At 44.7% G+C, this 23,967-nt stretch carries 18 protein-coding genes; 11 read left to right on the forward strand and 7 right to left on the reverse strand.

Going from position 1 to position 23,967, the window contains the following annotated elements; translation table 11 throughout:
- Positions 1 to 405: 405 nt before the first annotated feature.
- A complete protein-coding gene (locus ACLWBD_RS09115) occupies positions 406 to 1,539 on the forward strand; it encodes a patatin-like phospholipase family protein (RefSeq protein WP_413567984.1) in 1,134 nt (377 codons plus the stop codon).
- Here the strand turns inward: ACLWBD_RS09115 and ACLWBD_RS09120 are convergent, their stop codons facing one another.
- Together ACLWBD_RS09120 and ACLWBD_RS09125 are read right to left on the reverse strand one after the other, a co-directional pair.
- Positions 1,540 to 3,411: a potassium transporter Kup gene (locus ACLWBD_RS09120; RefSeq protein WP_216635264.1), complete on the reverse strand. Its 1,872-nt coding sequence runs from the start codon at positions 3,409 to 3,411 to the stop codon at positions 1,540 to 1,542. It lies immediately after the preceding gene.
- Positions 3,412 to 3,680: 269 nt separating this feature from the next.
- On the reverse strand, positions 3,681 to 4,262 hold the full coding sequence (locus ACLWBD_RS09125; protein WP_063207213.1) for an NADPH-dependent FMN reductase: 582 nt from the start codon (positions 4,260 to 4,262) through the stop codon (positions 3,681 to 3,683).
- Between the two features lie 74 nt (positions 4,263 to 4,336).
- Here ACLWBD_RS09125 and ACLWBD_RS09130 point away from each other — a divergent pair, with 74 nt between their 5' ends.
- A complete protein-coding gene (locus tag ACLWBD_RS09130) occupies positions 4,337 to 5,032 on the forward strand; it encodes a PilZ domain-containing protein (RefSeq protein WP_063207210.1) in 696 nt (231 codons plus the stop codon).
- Between the two features lie 64 nt (positions 5,033 to 5,096).
- On the forward strand, positions 5,097 to 6,404 hold the full coding sequence (locus tag ACLWBD_RS09135) for a hypothetical protein (RefSeq protein WP_413567985.1): 1,308 nt from the start codon (positions 5,097 to 5,099) through the stop codon (positions 6,402 to 6,404).
- On the opposite strand, the gene ACLWBD_RS09140 is transcribed toward ACLWBD_RS09135, so the two are convergent.
- The gene (locus tag ACLWBD_RS09140; RefSeq protein ID WP_413567986.1) at positions 6,401 to 7,753 is read right to left on the reverse strand and encodes a hypothetical protein; all 1,353 of its coding nucleotides are present in this window, start codon (positions 7,751 to 7,753) and stop codon (positions 6,401 to 6,403) included. The genes ACLWBD_RS09135 and ACLWBD_RS09140 overlap by 4 nt on opposite strands.
- A 259-nt stretch (positions 7,754 to 8,012) precedes the next feature.
- Here ACLWBD_RS09140 and ACLWBD_RS09145 point away from each other — a divergent pair, with 259 nt between their 5' ends.
- Positions 8,013 to 11,069: an outer membrane lipoprotein-sorting protein gene (locus ACLWBD_RS09145; protein ID WP_413567987.1), complete on the forward strand. Its 3,057-nt coding sequence runs from the start codon at positions 8,013 to 8,015 to the stop codon at positions 11,067 to 11,069.
- Here the strand turns inward: ACLWBD_RS09145 and ACLWBD_RS09150 are convergent.
- Positions 11,066 to 11,569 carry a TetR/AcrR family transcriptional regulator gene (locus ACLWBD_RS09150; RefSeq protein ID WP_063207202.1) on the reverse strand — a complete coding sequence of 168 codons (504 nt, stop codon included), beginning with the start codon at positions 11,567 to 11,569 and terminating at the stop codon, positions 11,066 to 11,068. The two genes, ACLWBD_RS09145 and ACLWBD_RS09150, sit on opposite strands and share 4 nt — an antisense overlap.
- A gap of 144 nt (positions 11,570 to 11,713) precedes the next feature.
- Here ACLWBD_RS09150 and ACLWBD_RS09155 point away from each other — a divergent pair, with 144 nt between their 5' ends.
- The 3 genes from ACLWBD_RS09155 to ACLWBD_RS09165 are packed head-to-tail and all read left to right on the forward strand — an operon-like array spanning position 11,714 to position 15,788.
- On the forward strand, positions 11,714 to 13,228 hold the full coding sequence (locus ACLWBD_RS09155) for a GH3 auxin-responsive promoter family protein (RefSeq protein WP_413567988.1): 1,515 nt from the start codon (positions 11,714 to 11,716) through the stop codon (positions 13,226 to 13,228).
- Positions 13,225 to 13,812 (forward strand): LysE family transporter, encoded by a 588-nt coding sequence (locus ACLWBD_RS09160; RefSeq protein ID WP_413567989.1) that lies wholly within the window; start codon positions 13,225 to 13,227, stop codon positions 13,810 to 13,812. The genes ACLWBD_RS09155 and ACLWBD_RS09160 overlap by 4 nt, the downstream gene beginning before the upstream one ends.
- Positions 13,809 to 15,788, forward strand: a complete 1,980-nt coding sequence (locus ACLWBD_RS09165) for a C45 family autoproteolytic acyltransferase/hydolase (protein WP_413567990.1) — start codon at positions 13,809 to 13,811, stop codon at positions 15,786 to 15,788. Before ACLWBD_RS09160 ends, ACLWBD_RS09165 begins: the two co-directional genes overlap by 4 nt.
- Before the next feature lie 44 nt (positions 15,789 to 15,832).
- On the opposite strand, the gene ACLWBD_RS09170 is transcribed toward ACLWBD_RS09165, so the two are convergent.
- Both ACLWBD_RS09170 and ACLWBD_RS09175 read right to left on the reverse strand, forming a co-directional pair.
- A complete protein-coding gene (locus tag ACLWBD_RS09170) occupies positions 15,833 to 16,537 on the reverse strand; it encodes a substrate-binding periplasmic protein (RefSeq protein WP_063207190.1) in 705 nt (234 codons plus the stop codon).
- 68 nt (positions 16,538 to 16,605) lie between these two features.
- A complete protein-coding gene (locus ACLWBD_RS09175) occupies positions 16,606 to 17,361 on the reverse strand; it encodes an MnmC family methyltransferase (RefSeq protein ID WP_413567991.1) in 756 nt (251 codons plus the stop codon).
- 34 nt (positions 17,362 to 17,395) lie between these two features.
- Here ACLWBD_RS09175 and ACLWBD_RS09180 point away from each other — a divergent pair, with 34 nt between their 5' ends.
- The 4 genes from ACLWBD_RS09180 (at position 17,396) to ACLWBD_RS09195 (ending at position 23,461) form a co-directional block, all read left to right on the forward strand.
- Positions 17,396 to 18,403 carry a TIGR01212 family radical SAM protein gene (locus ACLWBD_RS09180; protein ID WP_413567992.1) on the forward strand — a complete coding sequence of 336 codons (1,008 nt, stop codon included), beginning with the start codon at positions 17,396 to 17,398 and terminating at the stop codon, positions 18,401 to 18,403.
- Positions 18,404 to 18,910: 507 nt separating this feature from the next.
- Positions 18,911 to 21,331 carry a ribonucleoside-diphosphate reductase subunit alpha gene (locus ACLWBD_RS09185; RefSeq protein ID WP_063207183.1) on the forward strand — a complete coding sequence of 807 codons (2,421 nt, stop codon included), beginning with the start codon at positions 18,911 to 18,913 and terminating at the stop codon, positions 21,329 to 21,331.
- Between the two features lie 114 nt (positions 21,332 to 21,445).
- Positions 21,446 to 22,444, forward strand: a complete 999-nt coding sequence (locus ACLWBD_RS09190; RefSeq protein WP_063207180.1) for a ribonucleotide-diphosphate reductase subunit beta — start codon at positions 21,446 to 21,448, stop codon at positions 22,442 to 22,444.
- Between the two features lie 93 nt (positions 22,445 to 22,537).
- On the forward strand, positions 22,538 to 23,461 hold the full coding sequence (locus tag ACLWBD_RS09195; protein ID WP_413567993.1) for a hypothetical protein: 924 nt from the start codon (positions 22,538 to 22,540) through the stop codon (positions 23,459 to 23,461).
- Here ACLWBD_RS09195 and ACLWBD_RS09200 read toward each other — a convergent pair.
- Positions 23,458 to 23,928: a hypothetical protein gene (locus ACLWBD_RS09200; RefSeq protein ID WP_063207175.1), complete on the reverse strand. Its 471-nt coding sequence runs from the start codon at positions 23,926 to 23,928 to the stop codon at positions 23,458 to 23,460. The genes ACLWBD_RS09195 and ACLWBD_RS09200 overlap by 4 nt on opposite strands.
- Positions 23,929 to 23,967: the final 39 nt, after the last annotated feature.

Below are 23,967 nucleotides of genomic sequence, written 5' to 3' on the forward strand. Positions count from 1 at the left end.
CGGCCACAAAAGCCCTGCCCTATATTCCCCTCCACCCTTAAACGACGTGCAACTTTTTATGGAAGAGCTTAGTGGCTAGCGCGGAGGCGGACCTCCGGCGCCGCACGACGCGGTACCAAGCCGGCAGAGCGCAGGATGCGCGTGTCCGCCGCAGTGCTAGCCACTAAGCTCTTCCATAAAAAGTTGATCCGATGATAAAGCCGAGAGAGGGGAAAATAGAAAGGACTCCGCTCGGGAGTCCTTTTACGAGGTATTATTTCCTTCAATGGAACCGATAAATCGATTGATGATTGTATCGTGCCTCGTTCATTCACAGTATCAGTCTGTGTGTATTTTTCTTCAAGTCTAGAAATACCCTTAAACTTCAAATGTAAAAATATTATTTTTAGTATAGAGGTTGAAGCTATGTCGGTAGGTCTAGTGCTTTCAGGTGGCGGCGCCCGAGCTGCATATCAGGCTGGTGTGATTGCTGCTATCGCCGAAATAGCAGAAAAAAATGGCGTTCAACAACTCTTTAACTACTATACCGGAGTCAGTGCCGGCGCCATTAATGCGACGATGCTAGCATCCACCCCTGAATGTCGAATCACAACCGGGACAAAAAAACTTTTAGATCTTTGGAGTCGCGTGACCGCTGAACAGGTTTATGTCACGGATCCGTTTCACCTTTCGTTTGGAGGTATGAAATGGCTCACGGATCTTTCCATGGGCGGAATAAAGCCGACGTCCCATCGGCGAGCGCTTCTGGATACAACTCCTTTGAAGTCCTTGATTCGCGAGCACTGCGATTTTTCAAACATCCAAAAAAATATCGACGCAAAGAAGTTCTCTGCTCTGGCGGTGTCTGCTCTGGATTACTTCAGCACATCGACAGTCACTTTCGTACAAGGAACCAAGGAAGTACCCTCTTGGCAAAGAGTGCGCCGTCAATCTGAAGTCAGTCAGATCACCTCAGATCACTTGCTGGCATCCTCCGCCATACCCCTGTTGTTTCCGCCCGTTACTATAGGACATCGACACTATGGTGATGGATGTATCCGCAATCATTCCCCGTGCGGCCCAGCTATCTATATGGGCGCTAAAAAGATCATTGCGATCGGTGTGCGAAAGAAACAGGATCTTTGTTACACTTCTCATCATGTGCAAGATGTAAAACCGCCGACCGTCGGTCGTGTTGTCAGTGTGCTTCTGCATGCCGTAATGATGGATGGTCTTGAGGTCGACATTGAAAGAATAGAAAGAATCAATTCAAATATCCTGAAGCTTTCCGAAAAGGAACAATCGTCTCTGTCTGTTCGTCCCATTCAATATGTGTGGATTTCTCCCTCACGCGACCTTTCACAGATCGCCTCGAATAAAGTTGAGAGACTGCCAAGAATGATTCGCTACTTACTGCGCGGCTTAGGATCTCTTCAGGATGCCAGCGAAATAGCGAGCTTCCTTTTATTTGATCAGGAATACTGTAAAACACTGACAGAGATTGGATATGAAGACGGACTTCAACAAAAAGAGCAGATCGAACGTCTGCTCTTAGAGTGATTAGATTTCAACCTGTATCCCCACTTCGATCACTTGATTCGGCGGAATTCTAAAGAAGGCTGTAGGTCTTTGGGCATTCTTCGACATGATTGCAAACAGACGTTCACGCCAGTGTGGCATCCCTGGTTCATCAGGACGGTTTGCGCTCTTATCGGCGATAATTGTTTCTCGACCTAAAACAAATGTCGTGTCCGTAACATTGAAGTGAATATCTTTCGAGCGGCAAGCCTCTAAGATATGCTTCATCTTAGGAATTTCCATAAATCCGTAGTAGGCCAGAATACGGTACATGTTTGGAATGACTTCCTGAATAGAAACCCGGTCTTTTTTAGAAACAAAAGGCACTTCTCGCGTTTGAATTGTTAAAATCGCCACGCGCTGATGTAAAACTTTATTGTGTTTCAAATTATGCAATAATGGAACAGGAACGCCCCATGGATCTCCGGACATGTAGATCGCCGTTCCGGGAGCACGCAAAGGAGGTTCTCTTAAAAGTTTTTGGCAGAACTCCTCAATCGGCATGGATCTTTCTTTCAAACGACGGAAGAGCACCTGACGCCCTTTTTGCCATGTCGTCATCAAAAGATAAATCACAAGGCCAATCACCAACGGCACCCAGCCACCATGCGTGACTTTACGGATATTTGCCGCAAAGAAAGCCATGTCGACGACAAAGAAGGATCCAAAGATCGCCGAAGCTTTGAGCAAACTCCAATGCCATTTTTGTCGAGCCACTTCAAAGGCCAAGATCGTCGTAATAACCATCGTACCGGTCACAGCGATACCATAGGCGGCTGCCAAGTGACTCGAAGATCTAAATGTAAGAACCAGCCACACGACCCCCAAGAAGAGCGTCCAGTTCACAGAAGGAACATAGATCTGACCAATCTCTTGGCTGGAAGTATGGACGATCGAAATACGAGGACAGAAGCCCAACTGAATGGCCTGACGAGTGATCGAAAAAATTCCCGAGATCAAAGCTTGTGAAGCGATCACAGTGGCTGTCGTCGCTAAAATAACCAACGGTAACAAAGCCCACTTCGGCGCCATAAGATAGAATGGATTTGAAACGGCCTCGGCGTTATTCAGAAGCAAAGCACCTTGACCGAAGTAATTGAGAGTCAAAGCCGGAAGGGCGACAAAGAACCACGCCAGACGAATCGGACGTTTTCCAAAGTGTCCCATGTCAGCATAAAGTGCCTCACCGCCTGTAACAACTAGAACGACTGAGCCCAGAACGATGAAACCATGCCAACCATTGCGCAGGAAAAACTCCAACGCATGATGCGGCAGTAGAGCTTCAAAGATGTGCGTGTTTTCCGCCATGGAATGAATACCCAAAACGGCCAAAGTCGTAAACCACAACATTAAGATCGGACCAAAGATGACTCCGATTTTTCCCGTACCGTATTTTTGCATTAAGAAAAGAGCATTGATAACGAAGATAGTTAAAGGAACGATGTACGGTTCAAAGCTAGGAGCTACGTAAGTTAAACCCTCCATCGCAGAAAGAACCGAAATCGCCGGAGTGATCATTCCATCACCATACAAAAGGGCCGCACCAAAAAGCCCCAAGATGGTCATAAGCCAACGACGACGAGTCAGATCTTTATGTTGCTGGCTGCGCACTGCAAGCGCCATCAAGGAAAGAATTCCACCTTCACCTTTATTATCTGCGCGCATGACGAAAGCCATGTACTTCACGCAAATCATGATGATCATTGTCCAAAAAATAAGAGACAAAATACCGATGATATTTTCAGGTGTCGGATGCAATCCGTATTCACCACCAAAGCATTCACGAAGAGCGTAAAGAGGGCTTGTACCAATGTCCCCAAAGACCACGCCAAGCGCGCTCAATGAGACCATCATAATATTTGCGTTCGATTTATGGGGGTGACCTGTATTATCCACAGATCGTAAGTGTAGAGAAGATCTATTGTATTGTCAGCTCAGCAAAAAATGACGCAGATAGGCTAATTACATGAACTTTAGTTGCTTCCGAAATAGGCTCTTTGAGATCATAGAGCCTATGGCACCTAGTTCGATATTTCGTTCTAAATGGTTACTTGCAGCCCTCTTGATCTTAGGTTTGATCTATTTTGAGGGCCGCATTCACAGCAAACTGGTCGAGAATGAAGCTACTTCTGCTTCTTTTGCTCGATAAGAGCATTGGCGTCGATTTTAAAAGCACCTAAGGCTTCGGTGAACTTTTTAAATCCTTTTGCCTGTTTTTCTAAAAGCTGCTTAATCAGCTCGTCTTGAACCTGACCATCAGCAGTTAAAATTTTATGCACATTCATAATAAAAACACGCTCGGGATAGACGTAAGCATTGCGATACCCAAAGACCTGCTGCAGATGCTCTACCGGGCGAAGTGCCCCGAACATTCCACCCAATCCGACAAAACACACCGGACGGAACTCGAAAGAATCTGGAAACTTCAAGTGATCAATGAAGTATTTAAGAATACCGGGCATGGAGCCATTGTACTCTGGACACACCACAATCAAACCTTCACTGGAAAGAACTTTATCCAAATAGGGTTTCATTGCATCACTGGTTTTTCCATAATGAATGTCATCGTGCAGATGTTTTTTAAGTTCTTTCAAATCAATGATTTCCACCTGTTCACCCAAAGAATGATAGACAGATTGAATGTGTTTTGAAATTTTAAGAGTGTTGGAGTCAGGACGATCAGTGCCTGAGATAATGTACTTCATGAATTAAATCTCCTAGACAAAGTGATATACCTTTCGTTGTAATAAAGCACAAGCGACAACTGAGGAGAACATCGGTGGCGAACTCGAAGATTTGGTTTATTCTCTCAGAGGGACAAGTAAACGGGCCTTTTGATCACGAAGAAATAGAAACTCGCCTGGCTTCAGCGAAAGAACCTCAAATCTGGGGTCGAGGCCAAAGCGAATGGATGAACCCGATCCGTTGGCGCCAATCCCTGAAAGAATCCTTTCAGACTTTGCCTTCTGCGTCTGCGCCGTCTGAACCACAAGGCTTTTGGAAAGTTCGCATCGAGGGGAAAGAAAAATCCCCCATGAAATACTCAGAACTCATTGCTTATCTAAAAACATTGAACGACTTTTCAGCCGTGGATATCTGTGCCGACAGCACGGGGCTTTGGCGTGAGGTCTACGCGGTTCCTCGAGTTGTGGAAGACCTGGGAATCAGTCGCCGCTCCCACCCTCGCGTACCGATCGTCGGCACCTTGAATTGCGAAGGACCCAAAGGAAGCTTCTCTTGCCGGGTTATTTCTATCAGTGAAGGCGGTTTAGGAATCAATGATGCCCGCGATCTCCAAATCGGAGAGCGCTTTGAAGGTTCACTCACTAGCCCCAATCTTTATGTTACAGTTAATGCCACCTGCGAAGTGGTCTACGTTGGAAACGATGGTTATGCGGGTCTTCGCTTTGTGGGGCTACCGGATGAGTTTAAAAGTTCCATCATAGAATACGTGAACAAATTTGCCACCGTTTGATGATGGCATTACACAAGTAATGCCTTGGTGAGAAAACGGGAAAGCTGTGATTACCTCAAGAGTCATGAAGATAGCGTGCTTGCTTCTTATTTTAATTTTTCACTCTTTGGCGCAGGCCAAACGCAAAACAGAGTGGAGTCTTCACATCGACACCAAGTTCGACGCCACTTACTTTGCGCAAGCATACGGCACCGACACGAATCAAGATCTTTATAAACTGGAACTCGATCCCATCTATGACTGGCGCTATTTAGACAGTGTTCGTTTTTACGTTAAACCCACATTTATCGCCAACCCCAATAACAAATCCGACGAAGAAAAATACTTCTTTGATCCGACAGAAACTTATCTGCGCTACCAAAGTGACAGCTTTTCTTTGCAGGCCGGATGCAATGTTTTTACCTGGGGTGTGACAGATGGTTACAATCCTTTGGACGTTATAAATTCGAAGCAATACTTCGATCCGCTTCACAGCCGCAAACTGGGGGCTCCTTCCGTCGTGTTTTCTCAGACCTTAGATATATGGGACTATGAACTTATTTATATACCCGAAAATCGTGGCGCTACTTTACCTGGCGAACAAAGCCGATGGTTGCCACGCGAAGTTTTTGTTCCTCAGACGCCGGAGAATGATTTAGTTCTATTGCTACCCGAAAGCCTGCACTACAATTACGGCACTAAAGAAGATCTTGATGATGCTAGAAAAAATAACTATGCCCTGCGCCTTCAAAGACATGGCAGCGTCTTTGACGTCGGCCTGACTTACTTCGAAGGGGTTGCTTCTTTCCCTTTAATTCAACCTGTGGTTACAGGAACCGTGGTGGCGGTGTCACCTAAAACCATTGTGCAAGTTGATCCCGACGTGACTTTAAACGTCAAGAACTACCGGATACGCCAAGGTGGAATTTCCATGACAGCAAGCTCTTGGGAAACTTTGTTTAAACTTGCTAGCAGCTACACCTCAAGCCTGACCGATGATCCTTACATACAAAAATGGACTTTTGAAAATGTGCTGGCCGTTGAAAAGACTTTCAACCTCGGCGAAAGCGGACTGCTGATAGCAGTGCTACAAAAATCTATCATTCAAACTGAAAAGGAAAATGATTCCAACCTTTCGATGACCGAAATTTTTCGCGATGCCTGGATGCTAGGAGGACGCATGTCCTGGAAAGAGGTTTGGAATTTTTCAGTATTGGCGCTTTATGACGGGATTCATGGCAGTAATTATGAAGAGCTCACACTCACCCGCCGCTTTTGGGATGCCTGGAATTTGAGTTTCACCGCAAGCCTTATACAAGGCTCTAGCGAAACCCCACTGGGAGTGTACGAAAAGAATGATTCGTACACTCTGACGCTTTCTCGCTCGTTTTAAGGTGCCAGCTGCAGTGTGATATCCTGATTGTTGGGCGCTAGGACCTTTTTCACCTTCAAGTTCACACCTTCCATTAATGGAATTTTCGGGATTTCCATCGTCATCGTTTGGCCCCAGATACCGCTAATAATTTTATCGCGGATAGTGCCATACAAGATACGACGGTTCGGCGAATACTTAGCGACATAAGATGCATCATAATAAGGGGTCATGCCTAATGACGGATTCACTAATGTCGCTGAAGCCTTGCCGTTTTCAACCTTCAAATTGATTTTCGAGTTGAAGGGCACAGACCAATTCACAAATGGGACGTACTGACCCGAGCGAGGTGCTTGCATGCGAGAATAAAAATTGGCTTTAGCCTGGTATTGCAAGCCACTGCCTTGAATCTGCATATCTTCATCTGAATACACTTCAAAAAGGAACTTCGTGGACTTTGAATAATCTCTTAATGCTGGCCACACGAAGAACTGCATAAAGCGCGAACTCATTAAACCACTAAAGCCTGGCAACTTATCTGAAGTGATCTTATGCAACCACGCGTTCGCGGAATAAGCCTTTAAAAGAACTTCTTTTATAAAATCCTTCGGCAAAAGAATTTGGGCTTCCCCCGTCGAAGCCGGCGTCACACCCGGAGTCAGCACAAGGTTTTTAACATCACTGTCTTTGGTATTTAAAAAATCAATCTGCAACTGACCTTTGATCAAAGCTCCCGCAGTCCCCAGATCTTTATATTCATCCACCTTCATTAACACACTGATATCAGGACGAGACACAATCAACTGGCGTGGACTAGAAAAGTCCAACTTGATATCCTGAAGATAGTCCTGCACATACTTCTTAATAAGATCCTTCTTAGGCTCTATAAAGCTCACAGAATCATTGGCGATCTTGTCGATCTCTGTTTTTAATAAATCGGCAAATCCTTCGACACCGTCGCACTGAATACCCGTTGAGGACCAGCTGCCAGGAGCCCAAGCGACATCTACATTTTGCACGAGGGCCGCAGCGTTCGTAGAGCCTACTGCCGGGGCCACTGCCATCGACATAGATCCTTTACCGGGAATCATTGTCATTACGACATTTTTACAAGAGGCCTGAATACGGAAGCGGCCCACGATACCACCGACTACTCTTTCGACAATATGATCAACACTGACCTCACCAATCGTCAATTGAGCTTCCAGGTTTTTAGAAGTGAGCTGCAACACCGTCTGTTGATTTTGCAATGATGGTTTTTCCAGATGTGTCTTAACTTTCAAAGAAATGCTTTTGATTTTGACAGGCACATCTTGAGTTGTGATTTCTTGATCAGGAAATTGCCAGTTCCCTTGAAACTCTTGATTCACGAGGGTTTCCCATTTTTTAGAAATTAAATTTTCCTGAAACTGTCTAGGAAGTGCCAATTGAAATTCTGAGTTTATTTGCGAAACTGAAAGAGCTTCATAGGAGAAAAAAAATGTAAACAGCGAAGCAACTAGGCCCTTTGTCGTTATCAAGCTTGAATTGGATTTTCTCATCGTGTTTCCCATCATCATGTTTGTAGAATACGGCTTATACAAAAATTTCTAAAGCACTTGTTAAAAAAGAATCGAAAGAAGACATCTGATGAAGAAAACGAAACTGGAAAAATCGAACTTTCCTGAATCCGTCAAAAGAATCTCCATTTCAACTTTACTTTTAGTTTTTGTAGTCACGTTATTAAGTTTATTTGCTCTTCCTAAATTGCAAACTCAGTACAGCTTGAAACAGTTTCTTCCTCAGGATAATCCGCTATTGAAGAGGGATGAACACACAAGACAGCTTTTTCAACTTCCAGATTCACAACCGTTCATCATTACAGCAAAGATTTCTCATCCTAGCGAGACCTGGTTTGAAAAAGATAAAATTCAAAGCTTAGAAAGACTCACAGATTTGCTGGCTCATTTTCCGGGTGTTAAAAACACGTTAAGCTTGGCGACAGTTCAAGGTGCCATCAATAGCGACGATGGTCTGAGCGTAGGACCCTTGCTTAAAAATCTTCCGAAAGAAAAATGGGCGACAGAAACTACTAATAACCCTCTTATTTCACCAACACTTGTCTCTAAAGACGGAAGAACCGCTTCGGTGATCGTCAATGTAAAATCCTTGAATACTTCCGAAATTTTACATCTTCGTCAAAACCTGGAAGTGACTGCGAATGCGGCAGTGCCTTTTTCTAAAGTTGAAATTGGCGGGACACCTGCAGTGCAAACAGATGTCGGTGTCCTGTTACAAACTGAAATTCGCAATTTCGTCGTCTTGGGATTTTTAGCCTGCTTCTTGGTGCTGGGACTTATTTTTTCAAATTGGTCACCGCTGATTATTTCTTTCGTCGTGATTCTTTGTGCGAATATTATCGTATTGGCGATCATGGCTCTGGCGGGATATCCCTTTTCAATTCTTTCTAGCACAATCCCTATTCTGACAACGGTGGATGTGGTCTCACTCTGTATTCATACGCTGCTTCGCTATTCTGAAGAGCGAAAGAATCAGCCCCATGCTTCCCATCATGAACTTGTCACTTATACCTTTAAAACTCTTCTCGGGCCTAACTTCATAGCGTCAATGACGACCATGATAGGATTTCTGGCGCTCTTGACAGTGAAGGTTCCTTTGATCCGTGACTACGGAATTACAGCTGCCATTTCAATCACGACGGGTTGGGTTGTAACGACTTTATTGTTATTTCCGATGCTGTACTTCCTGCCTGGACCTAAAGCTCGTTTGTGGGCTTGGAGTAAGGCGCGTTGGGGGCTTTATCTTTTCCGACGCTCCGGCGTCTGGGCCTTTTTAATCATTCTTGTTTCTTCCGCATTAGCGATCAAAGGCCAGAGTCTTTCTTGGTCGGCACGCCTCTTTGATGACTTGCCCGCAAACCATCAAGTGCGACTTTCTACTGAGCGCATAGACAAAGAGTTAGGTGGCATGATTCCTATTGATATTGAATTAAGCGGAAAGCCGGATGCCTGGAATGATCCAAAACTTTTAGCACGTCTTGATCAGCATCTTGCGGAAATCCGCGGCCTGAAAGGCGTTGGAAGCGTTGTTGGTCTTCCGGATCTCGTGGCTGCAGCCAATATTCATCATTCGCGCCTACCCGCCAGCCGATCTTCAACAGCAGAAGTTTTCTTTTTGTATTCGCTTTCTTCAAACAGCCCGTTAAAGAATTTCTTGAATACGGATTCTTCCAACACTCGGGTGTCAGTAAGAACTCAAGATCTTCCGGGAAATGAGCTTCATTCATTGGTTTTAAACATTAAACAACTCACGGAACAAAAGTTTCCTGAGCTTAAAGTAGATATTACGGGCATGGGGTCAACCATTCATCATCTTAACAATGAACTTTCCCATGAACTGATTTTTGGTTTTTGGCAATCCATGGCCGCCATCTGTCTTCTTTTGATCTTTGTATTCCGCTCTGTGCGTTGGGCTTTGGTGGCTTGCATTCCGAACTTAGTCCCACCAGCGGCTCTTTTAGGTTTCTTGGCTTTATCGGAAACACCGATCAAACCTAGCGTTGCTATTATCTTTTCTATCGCTCTAGGTCTGGCGTTCAATAACACTGTTTATCTACTCGAACGTTTGCGCGCCATTCAGAAAAAGTATCCACGTTCTCGCGAACTCGAGATTGAAAAGACATTATGGAGAGAAGGAAACCCTTGCTTGATTTCCAGCATGACTTTATTGGCAGGGTTTTCGGTTTTTATGGCTTCTTACTTTGCGATGAACCGTATCTTTGGTTTCTATATGCTTTTGTCAATGCTCGCTGGACTCGTGGGTGATTTGATTCTTCTGCCAACGCTGTTGAAAAGTTGCCCGTGGCTTCTAAATTCAGTACCGTGGAAAAAGGAGAAAATCATGGCTACAGCATCTGCGCTTTTTATGGCTCTGTTCATCTCATTCTCACCGACCCCGACCGTTGCGCAAACAGGTGAAGGGACCCCCACGGTTGAGCAGATTGGCGAACAAATGAGTCAGCGCCTTCGTTCAAAAGACGAAGAATTTCAAGTCGCCATGAAAATCATCGAAGCTGATGGCTCCAGCAAAGATCGCGAAATGCATATCTGGCGATTGAGCCCGACTAAAAAAGAACATTACCTGATGGTTCGCATGGAAAAGCCACAGGACTTAAAGGGCACAGCTTTACTAGCCACACTGAAGAATGAAGAAGAAGAAAAATGGATTTACCTTCCCTCCTCGAAGCAAACTCGCCGATTAACCGGCGAAAGCGGTCAAGGTGGTATTCTGGGCTCCGAACTCAGTACAGAAGATTTTGACTTCAACCGCGAACAAGGCGCAAAGAATGTCCTTAAAAAAACCGTTGAAGTGAAAGGAAAGAAATATTTCCTTATCGAAAGCGACGTCAATTCAACTTCAGCCAATTATTCTAAAATCATCAGTTTCGTTCAAGCGGACGAATACCTGCCGATGAAATCAGAGTGTTATGATAAGCAAGGAAAGCTTTTGAAAATACTCGACGTTGTCGGCTATAAAAAGGTCTCACCGACAAAGTGGAGAGCGTCTAAGATCAAAATCCGCAACGTACAAAATAAGCGCGGGACAGAGATCACACTTTCAAGAGTGAAACTGGATCAAGGGTTGAAGACATCTCGCTTCACCCCTAAGGCCCTTTCTGAAAACTAACGACTGATATAATCCTCAAAAAGATCAGAGACTTTTTCTGAAGGAAGCTGGAAAGTGATCGCTCCCAGCTCTTTCAGATACACTTCCAGAATCTGGGTCTCACTAAGCTTCGGAAATTCTTTTTTGAGGGCCTGCAAAAGCATGGATTCAGCGTCGCGGATCATTTTGCCGATCTCGCCCTCTTTATTCTTCTCTAAATAATAAAGTACGAACAGAAATGGCATTTTCTTGGTATCTTCAAGAACTTGCTTGAGGCGCTCGCGAATACCCATGGTTTTTGTGCGTTCCATATTCCAGAAGTTGGAAATCACAAACTTATAGGCCTCTTCTAAAGCTGTTTTCTTTTCTTTTCCGAAGTAATAATAGATCAAGGAACGAGTGACACCCGACTCTCGGGAAATATCAGAAAGTGTCCAGGCAAGATGACCTTTCGCCACCTCCATTTTGAGGATTGCGTTGCAGACAGCGAAATAGATATCTTCTTTGGACTGTGTTGCCATACTGCAATTTTGACAAAAACCCGGTATTTCTGTCAACCGAAGTTCCCCCGTTCGACAGAATTACCACGATTCTGTCAAGGGAACCGCGCGACAATAAATCTAAACCGAAATAAATTTCCTTCATCAACAAGAAGGAGACTTTTTATGTTTGCGGTGGATTCTGTCGTGCATGGCTTAGGGCAAAAATACTTAAAGACCTATTCTCAGTACATGAGCGTCAGCCAGGCTGATTTGCTGGAAAAGCAAGAAAAGAACTTTAAACAACTCAAACGTTCTTTGAACGGAACACGTATATACAAGGATTTGCGTCTGGCGCACATCCAAAGTTACGAAGAGTTCGTTACTCATGTCCCCGTCTATGTTTACGATGACTACGCGCCCTATGTGGATATGATTGCAGCAGGTCACAAAAACATTCTTTTTAAAGATGACGTCGAATACTGCGGGCTGTCCTCTGGAACCTCGGGTAAAGACAGCAAACGCATTCCTTATAACGAGCGCATGATTCGAATGTTCTTGAAGTCACAAAAGCGCATCGCGAGCAAGTTGAGCACCCTGGAACCCGATATCAATTTTCTTAAAGTCGGTCGTTTAACCTTTGGTTCTGACCCTTATCTTTACACACAGAACAATATCAAATTCGGCTACATCTCTGGAATTCTGAGCACGCGCGTTCCTAAAGCCCTCGCAAAAAACACGTTTCCTTCCAAAGAGGTTCTGGCGATTTCAAACTGGGACCGCAAAATCGACATGCTTATCGAAGAAGCCCTGAAAGAAGACATTCAAGTCGTCAGTGGCATTCCGACTTATATCATCAGTATTTTTGAAGCGATCTTACAAAAAACAGGAAAGAAAAACATCAATGAAATCTGGCCTCGACTGAAGGTTTTTGTTTACGCGGCGACGCCGATTAAGCAGTACACCGAAAGATTAAACCGCCTGGTTGGACATGAATTGAACTATTATGGAGTCTACGCCGCAACCGAAGCGGCCATTGGACTTCCCTACGAAAAATATCAGAACGGACGCCAGAAGTATTTCCTAAATCCAGATCTTCTTTATTCTTTCACCCCCGTTCATGGTGATAAAAAATCCCTGGGTCTTCACGAAATTGAAATGGGTGTTCCTTACTATATCAATGTCGGCACTCCGAATGGCCTTATTCACTACTCAATGAAAGACGTTATTAGTTTTCAACAAAATAACGAGGACCTCGTGTTTGAGTTTGTTGGCAGAAAAAGCACGGGCATGAACTTAGCAGCAGAAAAAGTCAGTAATGATGAAATTTTAGATTGCTACTTGGCGACTAAGAATCTTCGCAACGTGGACCTTCGTCACTTCTTTCTTTCCCCGGTTATGAATGACGGAAAAGCATCCTACCACTGGACACTTTTTGTTCCGGCACACGCCGACGTCAACGTCGAGCAATTAGCCCACACTGTGGATCAAGAAATGCAGCGCCTAAACGGAGACTACAAGGATTGTCGTGAGGTGGGCGTCTTGGGACCCGCCCATGTCTCTATAATGAGTGCCGATTACCTGCAAAAATATTTTGAAAGCAACCGCAGTCGCGGTCAGTTTAAATTAAAAACAACTTTTGAAACGGCTGAAGAATACCTGAACTTCATGCGCTCTCATATCGCCGGAGAAATTCAATGATTCTTGGGTTGATCCTTCTTGGATTTCTTTCTGCTTTTGCTTTGGGGCCTGCGAGCTTCAATATTATTCGCAGTCTGGTGCGGGATCGCACTTGGCCTTGGAGGTCCATTGCCGGCTTTCTTTGCGGGGATGTTATGTATATCGTGCTGGCCTTGGTGCTCTTAAAGAGTCCTGTACTTCGCGAGGAATGGCTGAAGGCGGTTTTAACAATTCTGACTGTTTTATGCTTGGTGTTTTACTCAGTAAAAGTCCTTTTCAGTAAAGACACTCTCAATAGCTCTTCTTTTAACGAAGACTTCTTGATGCGCCCTTCATTTAAAAAGAGCTTTCTTCTGACGATGGCGAACTTTCATCTGGTATTTATTTATGCGGGCCTCTTTGCCAACATCGCCAATGAAAAAGGCCTGACACTTTGGATGGGTGCGCTGGCTTACTTAGTAGCCTTCTTCGTCAGTTTCATTTTACTTCTGTTTACGATCCAACAATTCAAAATTCAGCTTCAGGGTTTTCTTCGCAAAATTGAAGTTGTAGCGGCCTGTGGGTTTTTAACCTTTTCGGCTTATCTTTCATTGGGAATTTTATGAAAAATATCTTTGCCTTATTATTTCTTTTTCCTGTGTTTTCTTATGCCGACTGCACGCTGGTTCGCGAGCTGAACGGACAAAAACATTTTACCTGTGGAGCTGAAGGCGCGAAAAACAAAGTGCATGTTCTAGATTTGCAGGGCGGGTTTTCGGAAACGGCTTATTATCATGGTCTCTTTCTACGCCCTGAAATTGAAAAAGGCGTTTTAGTAGGCGTGCAAACCCAAGTGCACAGGGCCTTCGCGGAACTTTCACCTAAAGACCGGGAGCAAATTCTTCTGATCAAAAAATGCGTGATAGATAACTACCGCGCCAGTGTATCTGATGAGTTTAAGAGCGGTCTTAAAAATCTTTATCGCGGATTAAAAGACGCTGGTAGCACGGTGGGCTGGAATGAATTTGAAGAGAGCAACTATATGGTGGAGTTTTCGATCTTCACCGACTCAATGCAAAGATTGCTTGATGAAAGCCCTCGCAAAGGAAAAATGAAGGTGTTTGCTTCCTGCGCACCTTACTTTGTCGGTCACGCTCTTCTAAAACCTTTTAAGAAGCTCGCACAAGGTCTTCGTTCTATAAAAATGGGGTGCACAGGGATAAGTGCATCGGCGACAAGCTCCACGGATGGGGCCCTCGTTCACGGCCGTAATTTTGATACAGGTCTTTTAGGTTTTTATGAAACAAACCAAGTCATTGTGATCAATCGTCAGCGCAACGGCATCACATCCGCGGGTCTTGCTTCCGCGGGACTGCACTACGCCGGGGGTATCAGTGGAATTAATAACTACGGCCTGGCAGTCAGTTTGCATGAACTTCAGACGGAAGGAACACAGATCCGTTATGAATCGGGCCGCTCCGACGTAGCCCCTTTCCTTCTTCACTCTGTATTAATGAAAGCAAGAAGCTTGAATGAAGCCATTTCTTTGATTCAAACAAGAAAAGGCTTCGGAGCTTGGACCTTCTTTATTTCGGATTCTAAAACTGATGAAGCCGCCTCCATAGAACTTAGTGGAAATACCGTAGTTGTCGCCCGTCGTTCCAAAAACAGTTATTTAGGTCAGAGCAACCATTTCGTGGGTGCCCCAACAAGCGCTGAAGGTTATGAATACAGTCTGAATAAAACACTAGAAACTCGCGCCCGTCTTTCTCATGTTCATAGAACAATGAAAGAAGATTTTGGTCACATCGATGCACAATGGGTGATCAATCGCCTGAGTGGTCACACCGACGAACTTGTGGGAGCCCGCAGTTTTGGCCGTACCACTACGAAAGTTTATACGGCTGCGACTCATGTGATGATTCCCGAAAGGCAGGAATGGTGGATGAGTGTCGCGGAAACTTATCCGACCCATCGCTCCCCATTTATTGGATTTCGCTTAAGTTCGAACCCCCATTCTCCCGTGGAAGTGTTAGGTATTAAAAGGGCTTGGGAAGATCCAGAGAAACAAGCCTGGTATGATTCCATGAAATATTATGTTCAAGCCTATCTGACAAATGAAGCTGATCATAAAACTTTGAGTGGCTTTGACAGAACGCTGGGTCTTATCCAGCAAGCTTCAGATCGAGCGTTAAGTGCGGGCGTTTATGAGTTCCCTTACCACTTCATGTGGGCGCGGATCAAAGTGCAAAGAGCAGCTCAAGCCATTATGGCAGGCAAACGCGACGAAGCATTCATAGATCTTTCCCAAGGACTAGAAAAGCTAGAAGAAATCTCTTCCACCATTGGCCCGACTCTGCATTCCTATGAGCGATTTCAGTTAGATCTGTGGAAGTTTCGTGCGGAAACTCTGAAGCCCCTGACACATAAAAACAAAACGCAGCAACAACGAGCACGCACCGAAGCACAAAATATTCTGACCGGTTTGATTCAGAAATACCCTCGTCAGAGTGAACTTTATGATTTGCAATGGAGTCTTCAGGAAGAGGCTCAGCTGTACATCGTCCTTGATTCAGAGATTCGTTTAGGGACTGTCGAATAGTTCCGGGGGCTTCGTCAGGACCCGACGAGGCCCTTTCCTTTTTTTTACGGGCTGACCAGGAGGCGTTGCAGACTTCCATCTTTTTTCATCGCCTCAATGGTCTTCGAAAAAAGATCAGCAAGTTCTTTGCCTTCTTCGTTGTTCTGAAATGCGTAAAAAACTTCCTGTTGGGCGATAGGTTTTTCTTTATTAAACAGAATGTCTTTTTCGCCACTTAATTGCAGAGCTTTTAACCCGGAGCGCTCTTCAACGATGAAGGCATCAATCTGTCCTTGCCCGAGCTTGCGCATATTCAAGACGTCATCCGCCGCATATTCAAATTTAATTTTTTTATTTAAGAGAAGTTCTTTTGAATACGGATAGCGAAATGTCAGTCCGACTTTTTTACCTTCAAGATCTTTCACACTTTCTAAAGTCTGACCTTTTTTAAAGAAGATGTGGTCCACCTTCACGTAAAAAGAGCTGGATCTGGGAGCTTTTTTAGGAATAGAGACATCTAAACCCGGAAAGAGACCTTGAACTTTATTTCCACTAAAAATCAACAGCGCTTTGCCGGTGGGATACACACTGATGTGGATTTTTTTATTTGTGCGCTTGGCGATCTCTTTAGTGAGGTTCACAAAAAGTCCTCGCTCAGAATCTTCCACCATTAAAGGTATTGGGAAAGTAGCCAGCTCTACGGTTTTGGCAAAAACCAAGGTCGGCATTAAGAAAAGTGCGGCGAAGAAATACCGTGAACAAGAATTCATATGATTAGTTAAAGTTTATTGTCGTCTTTTATCAAGACATAAATAAACAATTTTAAGTCACAGTTTAGCTAGAAATTTTTCATCGCCAAGGTGGAGTTGCGCTTTCCCTGAAATCCCTCTCGCACAATCACTTCGAAACCATGACTTTTGAGGGCTCTTTTAAGGGAGCCCTTGCACGCATACGTAGATAGAACACACTGAGAAGCTGAAACTTGCTCTAGGAGTGAGTTTAAAAACTCTTCCTCCCAGAGAAACGGAGACGTTTTTGAACTGAAGGCATCGTAGAGAATGCAGTGATATTTCGACACCAGTTTTGCCTCTTTACTAAGAGAGCCCGAAATATCCGAAAGCTTTCGGAAGTGCTCGCACAGAAAGGACTTCACTGTTTCCGGGGAAATCCCCGTTTCACCAATCACACTCTCTAACATTTGTTCGTAAGTATTTATCACTTCCGAATGAAGCGAGTGGGTTTCGCCATGAATCCATTGAAAAAAGAAGTCGCGCAACTCGGGGACACTTTCGTAGCTCGTGATTAAACCCACATCTGCGGCGTTCTTATTTTGCAGAAGTGCTTCACGAGCAATAACTGATTCAATATACCCCAAACCCAAGCCCACAATTAAAAAATGAGGTTTTTCTATTTTCTTGAGGGTTTCCTTGATGGGCTCGCCATAGATCAGCAAAGTTTCCGCGCAAGCTCCTCCGGAGTGATGCATGGACTCACCTCGGTCCTTTAAGGGATCTACGGACTGCAAAAGACGCAAGGAAGGGCTATGATCCCCTGTGATTTCGATTTCAAATCCGATATCGCTCCATGCTTTCATTGACTTCCCGCAGTAGAAACTTGTACAAGAACCTATGGAAAAAGGCTGGTTAGGACTTCCCTATCATACAATCAGTGAGCACTACAATAAGCTCTTTGGAGAAAAGGTTTATAAGGTGCCGGTCTCTGTCGTGGATGATTGTCCCAACCGCCGCGGTTTAAAGGGCATGCAGACCTGCGTTTTTTGTGATGTCTGGGGATCTGCTGCCAATGCCGAAAGCCTTTCCATGGAGCTGCGAAATCAGATTGAAACTTATCAATCAAAAATCGGCGCTCGTTACAACGCCAAAGCGTTTTTGATCTATTTCCAAGCCTATACAAATACATTCACGAAAGTCTCAGCTCTTCGTCACAACTTTGATGTGGCTCTTTCGTATCCTTGGGTGAAAGGTTTCACACTAGGAACACGCCCGGACTGTCTTTCAAAAGCAGTTTTAGATATGTGGCAAGAGTATCACGAAAAATCATTCGTCGCGGTTGAATTGGGAGTACAAAGCTTCTTCAACGATCAACTGGAGTTCATGCGACGTGGACATACGGCCGAGGCCTCCTTAGAAGCCGTTCACAAAATTGCTGAGAACACAAAAGTCGATTTGGGAATTCATCTGATCTTTGGAAACCCCGGAGAGACAGATGATCACATCGTGAAGACCGCTGAGATCGTGAACACACTCCCTATCACCAATGTGAAGCTTCACAACTTGCACGTTCTTAAAAATACGCCTTTAGAGGGCATGTACCACGCCGGAGAATTCACTCCGATTGATCGCGACACCTACGCTCACCGGGTTGAACTTTTCTTGCAGCATCTTTCACCGCGCTTTGCGATGCACCGACTGGCAGCGTACTCTTCGCGCTGGGATGAGCTGGTGGCGCCGGAATGGACGAAGGATAAAATGGGTACGCACCAGTACATCATCGACTATTTACGTGCGAGAAAGTCCTATCAATCGCAGAAATTTGTCGCTGAAACACCGGGTGATTTGGATTTGCAGTCCGTTTTGCAAAGAAAATCCGTCCCGCTTGCTACAACTCATGCTTAGTTTCTGTACAATTTAAGATCGTGTAAGATCAGTACAGGGAAATTCCCGTTTAAAACAGCTAAAAACAGACTTTTCTAACTAGACCTTGGTTTTACGAGGTAAAATCATCAGCTCTTGCTAATTTTGTTTGCAGCAGTTTTATGTCAAGCGCTTCACCGAATCTGCTTAATTGATGAGCAACGTCACAAAAAAGTTGGCGTTATCCCAAAAAATATTCTTGCAACTTCGAAGAAAGAATTACACAGTTGGAATTGAGATCGATACCCGCCTTATTGATGAGGCACCTGAAAGAGACCCCTAGATATAGGGGTAAGCCGAAAGAAGAACTGACGGCCACTTAAGGGAGGTTGACGAGTAACAACTCTGGACCAACAGCTAAGGATTAGCGATTCAGTCTCTAAAATAACACACATTTATATATTGAGCCACGAGCTGATTTTTTACGAGGGGTGAAAAATCGGTCGGGGATTTTTTTGCCCAAATGGAACGGGGCAGAGGGGATACACCATGTTGGAAACAACAGCTCACATCATGAGAGTTAAAAAAAGAGATGGCACGCTGGAGCCGGTCGACGTTACGAAGATCGTTGAACGCGTGACTCGCAACTGCCAGGGCCTGACTCAAGTGGACCCACTACGTGTTGCTACGAAAGCAATCAGTGGTCTTTATGATGGCGCAACAACAAACGAACTCGACAATCTTTGTATTCAGACAGCTTCCCTATTGATCGGTGAAGAGCCTGAGTATTCTCGTTTGGCTGCTCGTCTTCTTTCTATCTATATTGACGAAGAAGTTCGCTCTCAAAAAATTCAATCTTTCGCAGACTCTGTGGCTTTCGGTCATTCTGTAGGTCTGTTGTCTGAGGCGACTTATAAATTCGTGGAAGCTAATAAAGCCGCTCTTTGCGCAGCGATCGAACCGTACCGCACAGACCGTTTTGAATACTTCGGTCTAAGAACTGTTTACGATCGTTATCTATTGAAAAATCCAACTTCTCGCCAAGTGTTCGAGACTCCTCAATACTTCTTTATGCGCGTGGCTTGTGGTTTGGCTCAATCAGTTGAAGAGGCTATCGAGTTCTATCGTTTGATCTCTTCTCACGACTACATGGCTTCAACGCCAACATTGTTCAACTCTGGAACAACTCGTCCTCAGATGTCTTCTTGCTATCTTTTGGACTCTCCAGCGGACGATCTTAAAGCTATCTACGACAAATATTCAGACATCGCTTTGTTGTCTAAATTTGCCGGCGGTATCGGTGTGGCTTACTCTCGCGTTCGTTCCCGCGGTTCTTTGATCAAAGGAACAAACGGCCATTCTAATGGTATCATTCCTTGGTTGAAAACAATGGATTCTTCCGTTGCCGCTGTAAACCAAGGTGGTAAGCGTAAAGGCGCGGCTTGCGTGTACCTAGAGACATGGCATGCGGACATCGAAGAGTTCCTTGAACTTCGCGACAACACAGGCGATGAAGCAAAACGTACTCACAACTTAAACTTGGCTAACTGGGTTCCAGATTTGTTCATGAAGCGCGTTGAAGCAGACCAAATGTGGTCTTTGTTCGACCCTCGCGTCGTGCCTCATTTCGTAGACACTTATGGTCCTGAGTTTGAAGCGGCTTATGCAGAAGCCGAAGCTAAGAAAATGTACGTAAAACAAATCAAAGCACGTGATTTGTATTCTCGTATGATGAAAACGTTGGCTCAAACTGGTAACGGTTGGATGACGTTTAAAGATGCGGCGAACTTGAAAGCCAACCAAACAGGCGAAGCTGGTAACGTGATCCACCTTTCAAACCTTTGCACAGAGATCTTGGAAGTGACTTCCAACTCTGAAACTGCGGTTTGTAACTTGGGTTCTGTCAACTTGGGTCGCCACGTTGAAAACGGTCAATTCAATTTCGAAAAACTGGCGAAATCTGTTCGCACAGCTGTGAAATACTTGGACCGCGTTGTTGATATCAACTTCTACCCTATCCAAACAGCTCAGGACTCTAACCACAAATGGCGTCCAGTAGGTTTGGGCGTAATGGGTCTTCAGGATGCTTTCTTCCAATTGAAGCTTCCTTTTGACTCGGCTGCGGCTCGTGACTTGTCAGCAAAAATTCAAGAAGAAATCTACTACAATGCGCTAGTAACTTCTTGTGAACTTGCTGAACAATTCGGCCCTCACGGTGCTTATGAGCAAACAAAAGCTGCTAAAGGTTTATTGCAATACGACCTTTGGGGTGTGACTCCGTCTCAACCAGAGCGTTTTGAGAAATTGAAAGAAAAGATCAAAAAGCACGGTTTGAGAAACTCTTTGATGATCGCGATTGCGCCAACAGCGACAATTGCCTCTATCGTGGGGTGCTACGAAGCGATCGAACCACAAGTTTCTAACTTGTTTAAGCGTGAGACACTTTCCGGTGAGTTCATGCAAATCAACAAGTACCTAGTTACTGATTTGAAAACTATGGGCTTGTGGAACGAAGACCTTCGCAATGAAATCAAACTTCAAGATGGTTCTATCCAAGACGTGGCGGCAATTCCTCAGCAATTGAAAGAGTTGTACCGCACTGTATGGGAAATCCCGATGAAGTCTTTGATCGACATGGCGGCTGATCGTGGCGCTTACATCGACCAAGCTCAATCTTTGAACTTGTTCATGGAAAGTCCAACAATCGGTAAAGTTTCTTCTATGTACATGTATGCATGGAAAAGAGGCGTGAAAACGACTTATTACCTTCGCTCTCGTCCAGCAACTAAGATTGCTAAAACGACTGTTAGAACTTCAGGTAATGGTTTAAGCATGACTTCTGAAGCTGCCAACACGATGGACGCTGCGCCAGCACCAGCTGCTGAAGCGGCTCCAAAAAAGACTTACACAGACGCTGAAGTGATCGCTTGCTCTCTGGAAAACCCAGAAGCTTGTGAAGCTTGTCAGTAGGCCCGCGGATGCGGAGGATGTCGCGGCACCTCGGTGCTGCGACTAGACTGGTTCGTTAGAACCGAAATTGCTCCCTCCGGACGAGGGAGCGTAAATACATCGGAGAACGTTTTTATGATTTTAGATCCAGGTTTTAACCTTACATTACGCCCTATGAAATACCCTGTTATGTACGAAATGTACAAAAACGGGATCAAAAACACTTGGACTGTGGATGAAGTTGATTTCTCTACAGACCTTGTGGACTTGCACACGAAATTGACTCCGGCGGAAAGACATTTGATCTCTCGCCTGGTGGCTTTCTTTGCTACAGGTGACTCTATCGTCGGCAACAACTTGGTGTTGAACTTGTACAAACACGTGAACTCTCCCGAGGGCCGTATGTACTTGTCTCGCCAGCTTTATGAAGAAGCTTTGCACGTTCAGTTCTATCTGACGTTGTTGGACACTTACATCCCAAATCCAGACGAGCGCGCGGAAGCTTTCTCGGCGATTGAAAATATTCCTTCTATCAAGAAGAAAGCCGATTTCTGCTTTAAATGGATTGATTCTATCAACGAGTTGAACGAGCTAAAAACCAAAGAAGATCGTCGTCGTTTCTTGATGAACTTGATCTGCTTTGCGACTTGCGTGGAAGGTTTGTTCTTCTATGCAGCCTTTGCTTATGTTTACTTCTTGCGTTCAAAAGGTCTTCTTGCGGGTCTAGCATCTGGTACAAACTGGGTGTTCCGTGACGAATCTATGCACATGGCTTTTGCGATCGAAGTGATCAAAACAGCTCGTAAAGAAGAACCAGATCTTTTCAATTCACAAATGGAAGACATGGTTGTGCAAATGCTTGAAGATGCTATCGAGTGTGAGATGGACTTCGCTAATGACGTTCTTCACCTGGGTGTGGCAGGTCTTTCTGCGAAAGACATGCGCCAATACCTTGAGTATTGTGCCGATCAACGCCTTGAAAGCTTGAACATTGCTCCACGCTACAACGTGAAAAATCCGTTCTCGTTCATGGAGCTTCAAGACATGCAAGAGCTTGCAAACTTCTTCGAACGCCGTGTGTCTGCTTACCAAGTGGGTGTTAGCGGTGCGGTTGCTTTCGACGAGGCTTTCTAGGCGACAGCCTAGGAGGCTGCAGCGCCGACTGGCGCGGAAGCTGGACTTCATATTAGAAACGCGATTCTTTGGACCTTATTTTTTCTTATCTGTATGGGGGTAGGATTTCTTCACGGAGTTCTACCCCAAGGTCTTTCTAGGTCTTACTTTATCAGTCCCACAAAAATTCAAGTTTTCACAACAGACGAAGTTTTCTTTCCTTTAGAAATCAGAAAAGAACTTGAAGACGAACTCAATGTTAAATTTTCAGTCACTATTACTCGAGATTGGGATGCGATTTTAGCCAACACCGTGGCAAGTCCCGCGGTCGATCTTATCTTTCTTCCCTCTTACTGGGCCAATACGCTGGCTCACCAAGATCTTCTTTTAGATATTGCGCAAACTCGTAAGCAGTTACAAAACCGCGTGGCTTCGGATTTCCTTTCCATCAAATCCACGGGGGCTTTTCACTTTTTGCCGTTTTATTGGATGAAGACCGGCATTCAGACTTCAAAACATGAAAGCTTCGTCGACTTTTTAAAAAACAAAAGCGAATCCTTCCTTTTACTTTTAGCAGATGAGGATTTGTTGCTAAAACACTTCCAGCTCTGGAAAGAACAAGGCCTACTTGACGAAGTGGCGCAAAAGAAAGTTCTGACTTTGCAATTGGATCAGTTAAATCGGGATCTTCCTGAAGAAGGTGCAATGGAAGGACCCTTGACTCAAGAATCGAAAGAGCTCACCACTTCTTTCGTCAGTGCTCTTTTAGTCTGGGGGGCCGCGATCCCCGTGAACTCTCCGAATAAAGAATTGGTCTTAGAGATCTTAGAAACTTTAAGCTCTACTGAGCGCCAGGAACGAACTCTGTTACAAACGCCGTTTAACTCTGCGTTTTCAACCGTCTCCGCCAATTCGATTCCATTAAACCGTCGTGCTGACTTTATTCGGGATTTAAGATTGAAAGACACAATCATCCTTGAGACCAAGGATCAAGAAGCGAAGAATAAACTTCGCAATGAATTTAATCTGATTCTTTAAGGCTTCACGACACGAAGGGTGGATTGGCCTTGAACTTCATTCACGACCAAGCTTCCGCTAGCATCATAAGCATAGATGATGATCTTCAATGAATACTGACCCGAAGCCATAGCTCCCAGATTCAAAGAAAAATTAAAGCGGCCATTCTTACAACTCGCGATGTTGCTTCCGGTATTGATGTCGATGATAGGCATCTGCGAACCACCGTTTAATAAATAAATACGGTGTGTCGGATAGGTAGAAACATAACACTCACCAGAGACATCGGCTCTAGTTTGACCGGCGGTCGCACTGATCTGAGGACTGTCGACTTTAAGGAATAACTCTTCCGACTTAGGCTCTTTGCTGACCGCATGCGTGGAGGGATCGTCTTTTTGATCTGTAAGCAAGGAATTGCCTTCAATGGGCGAACAAGCCGCTAGCAAAGTAAGGCTTAATAAAGCTGCTCCCTGAACTATAGATTTCATAGATCCCCCACCTATCCAGGATATATGAGAGATCGGAAG

Origin of the sequence: Bdellovibrio sp. HCB117, from assembly GCF_047305915.1 — a bacterium.
Lineage (GTDB): Bacteria > Bdellovibrionota > Bdellovibrionia > Bdellovibrionales > Bdellovibrionaceae > Bdellovibrio > Bdellovibrio bacteriovorus_B.

What these genes read in the sequence shown, in the direction of transcription:
- ACLWBD_RS09115 (WP_413567984.1), top strand. Translation starts at nt 406, where the DNA reads ATGTCGGTAGGTCTAGTGCTTTCAGGTGGCGGCGCCCGAGCTGCATAT.
- ACLWBD_RS09120 (WP_216635264.1), bottom strand. Translation starts at nt 3,411, where the DNA reads ATGATGGTCTCATTGAGCGCGCTTGGCGTGGTCTTTGGGGACATTGGT.
- ACLWBD_RS09125 (WP_063207213.1), bottom strand. Translation starts at nt 4,262, where the DNA reads ATGAAGTACATTATCTCAGGCACTGATCGTCCTGACTCCAACACTCTT.
- ACLWBD_RS09135 (WP_413567985.1), top strand. Translation starts at nt 5,097, where the DNA reads ATGAAGATAGCGTGCTTGCTTCTTATTTTAATTTTTCACTCTTTGGCG.
- ACLWBD_RS09145 (WP_413567987.1), top strand. Translation starts at nt 8,013, where the DNA reads ATGAAGAAAACGAAACTGGAAAAATCGAACTTTCCTGAATCCGTCAAA.
- ACLWBD_RS09150 (WP_063207202.1), bottom strand. Translation starts at nt 11,569, where the DNA reads ATGGCAACACAGTCCAAAGAAGATATCTATTTCGCTGTCTGCAACGCA.
- ACLWBD_RS09155 (WP_413567988.1), top strand. Translation starts at nt 11,714, where the DNA reads ATGTTTGCGGTGGATTCTGTCGTGCATGGCTTAGGGCAAAAATACTTA.
- ACLWBD_RS09160 (WP_413567989.1), top strand. Translation starts at nt 13,225, where the DNA reads ATGATTCTTGGGTTGATCCTTCTTGGATTTCTTTCTGCTTTTGCTTTG.
- ACLWBD_RS09165 (WP_413567990.1), top strand. Translation starts at nt 13,809, where the DNA reads ATGAAAAATATCTTTGCCTTATTATTTCTTTTTCCTGTGTTTTCTTAT.
- ACLWBD_RS09170 (WP_063207190.1), bottom strand. Translation starts at nt 16,537, where the DNA reads ATGAATTCTTGTTCACGGTATTTCTTCGCCGCACTTTTCTTAATGCCG.
- ACLWBD_RS09175 (WP_413567991.1), bottom strand. Translation starts at nt 17,361, where the DNA reads ATGAAAGCATGGAGCGATATCGGATTTGAAATCGAAATCACAGGGGAT.
- ACLWBD_RS09180 (WP_413567992.1), top strand. Translation starts at nt 17,396, where the DNA reads ATGGAAAAAGGCTGGTTAGGACTTCCCTATCATACAATCAGTGAGCAC.
- ACLWBD_RS09185 (WP_063207183.1), top strand. Translation starts at nt 18,911, where the DNA reads ATGTTGGAAACAACAGCTCACATCATGAGAGTTAAAAAAAGAGATGGC.
- ACLWBD_RS09190 (WP_063207180.1), top strand. Translation starts at nt 21,446, where the DNA reads ATGATTTTAGATCCAGGTTTTAACCTTACATTACGCCCTATGAAATAC.
- ACLWBD_RS09195 (WP_413567993.1), top strand. Translation starts at nt 22,538, where the DNA reads ATGGGGGTAGGATTTCTTCACGGAGTTCTACCCCAAGGTCTTTCTAGG.
- ACLWBD_RS09200 (WP_063207175.1), bottom strand. Translation starts at nt 23,928, where the DNA reads ATGAAATCTATAGTTCAGGGAGCAGCTTTATTAAGCCTTACTTTGCTA.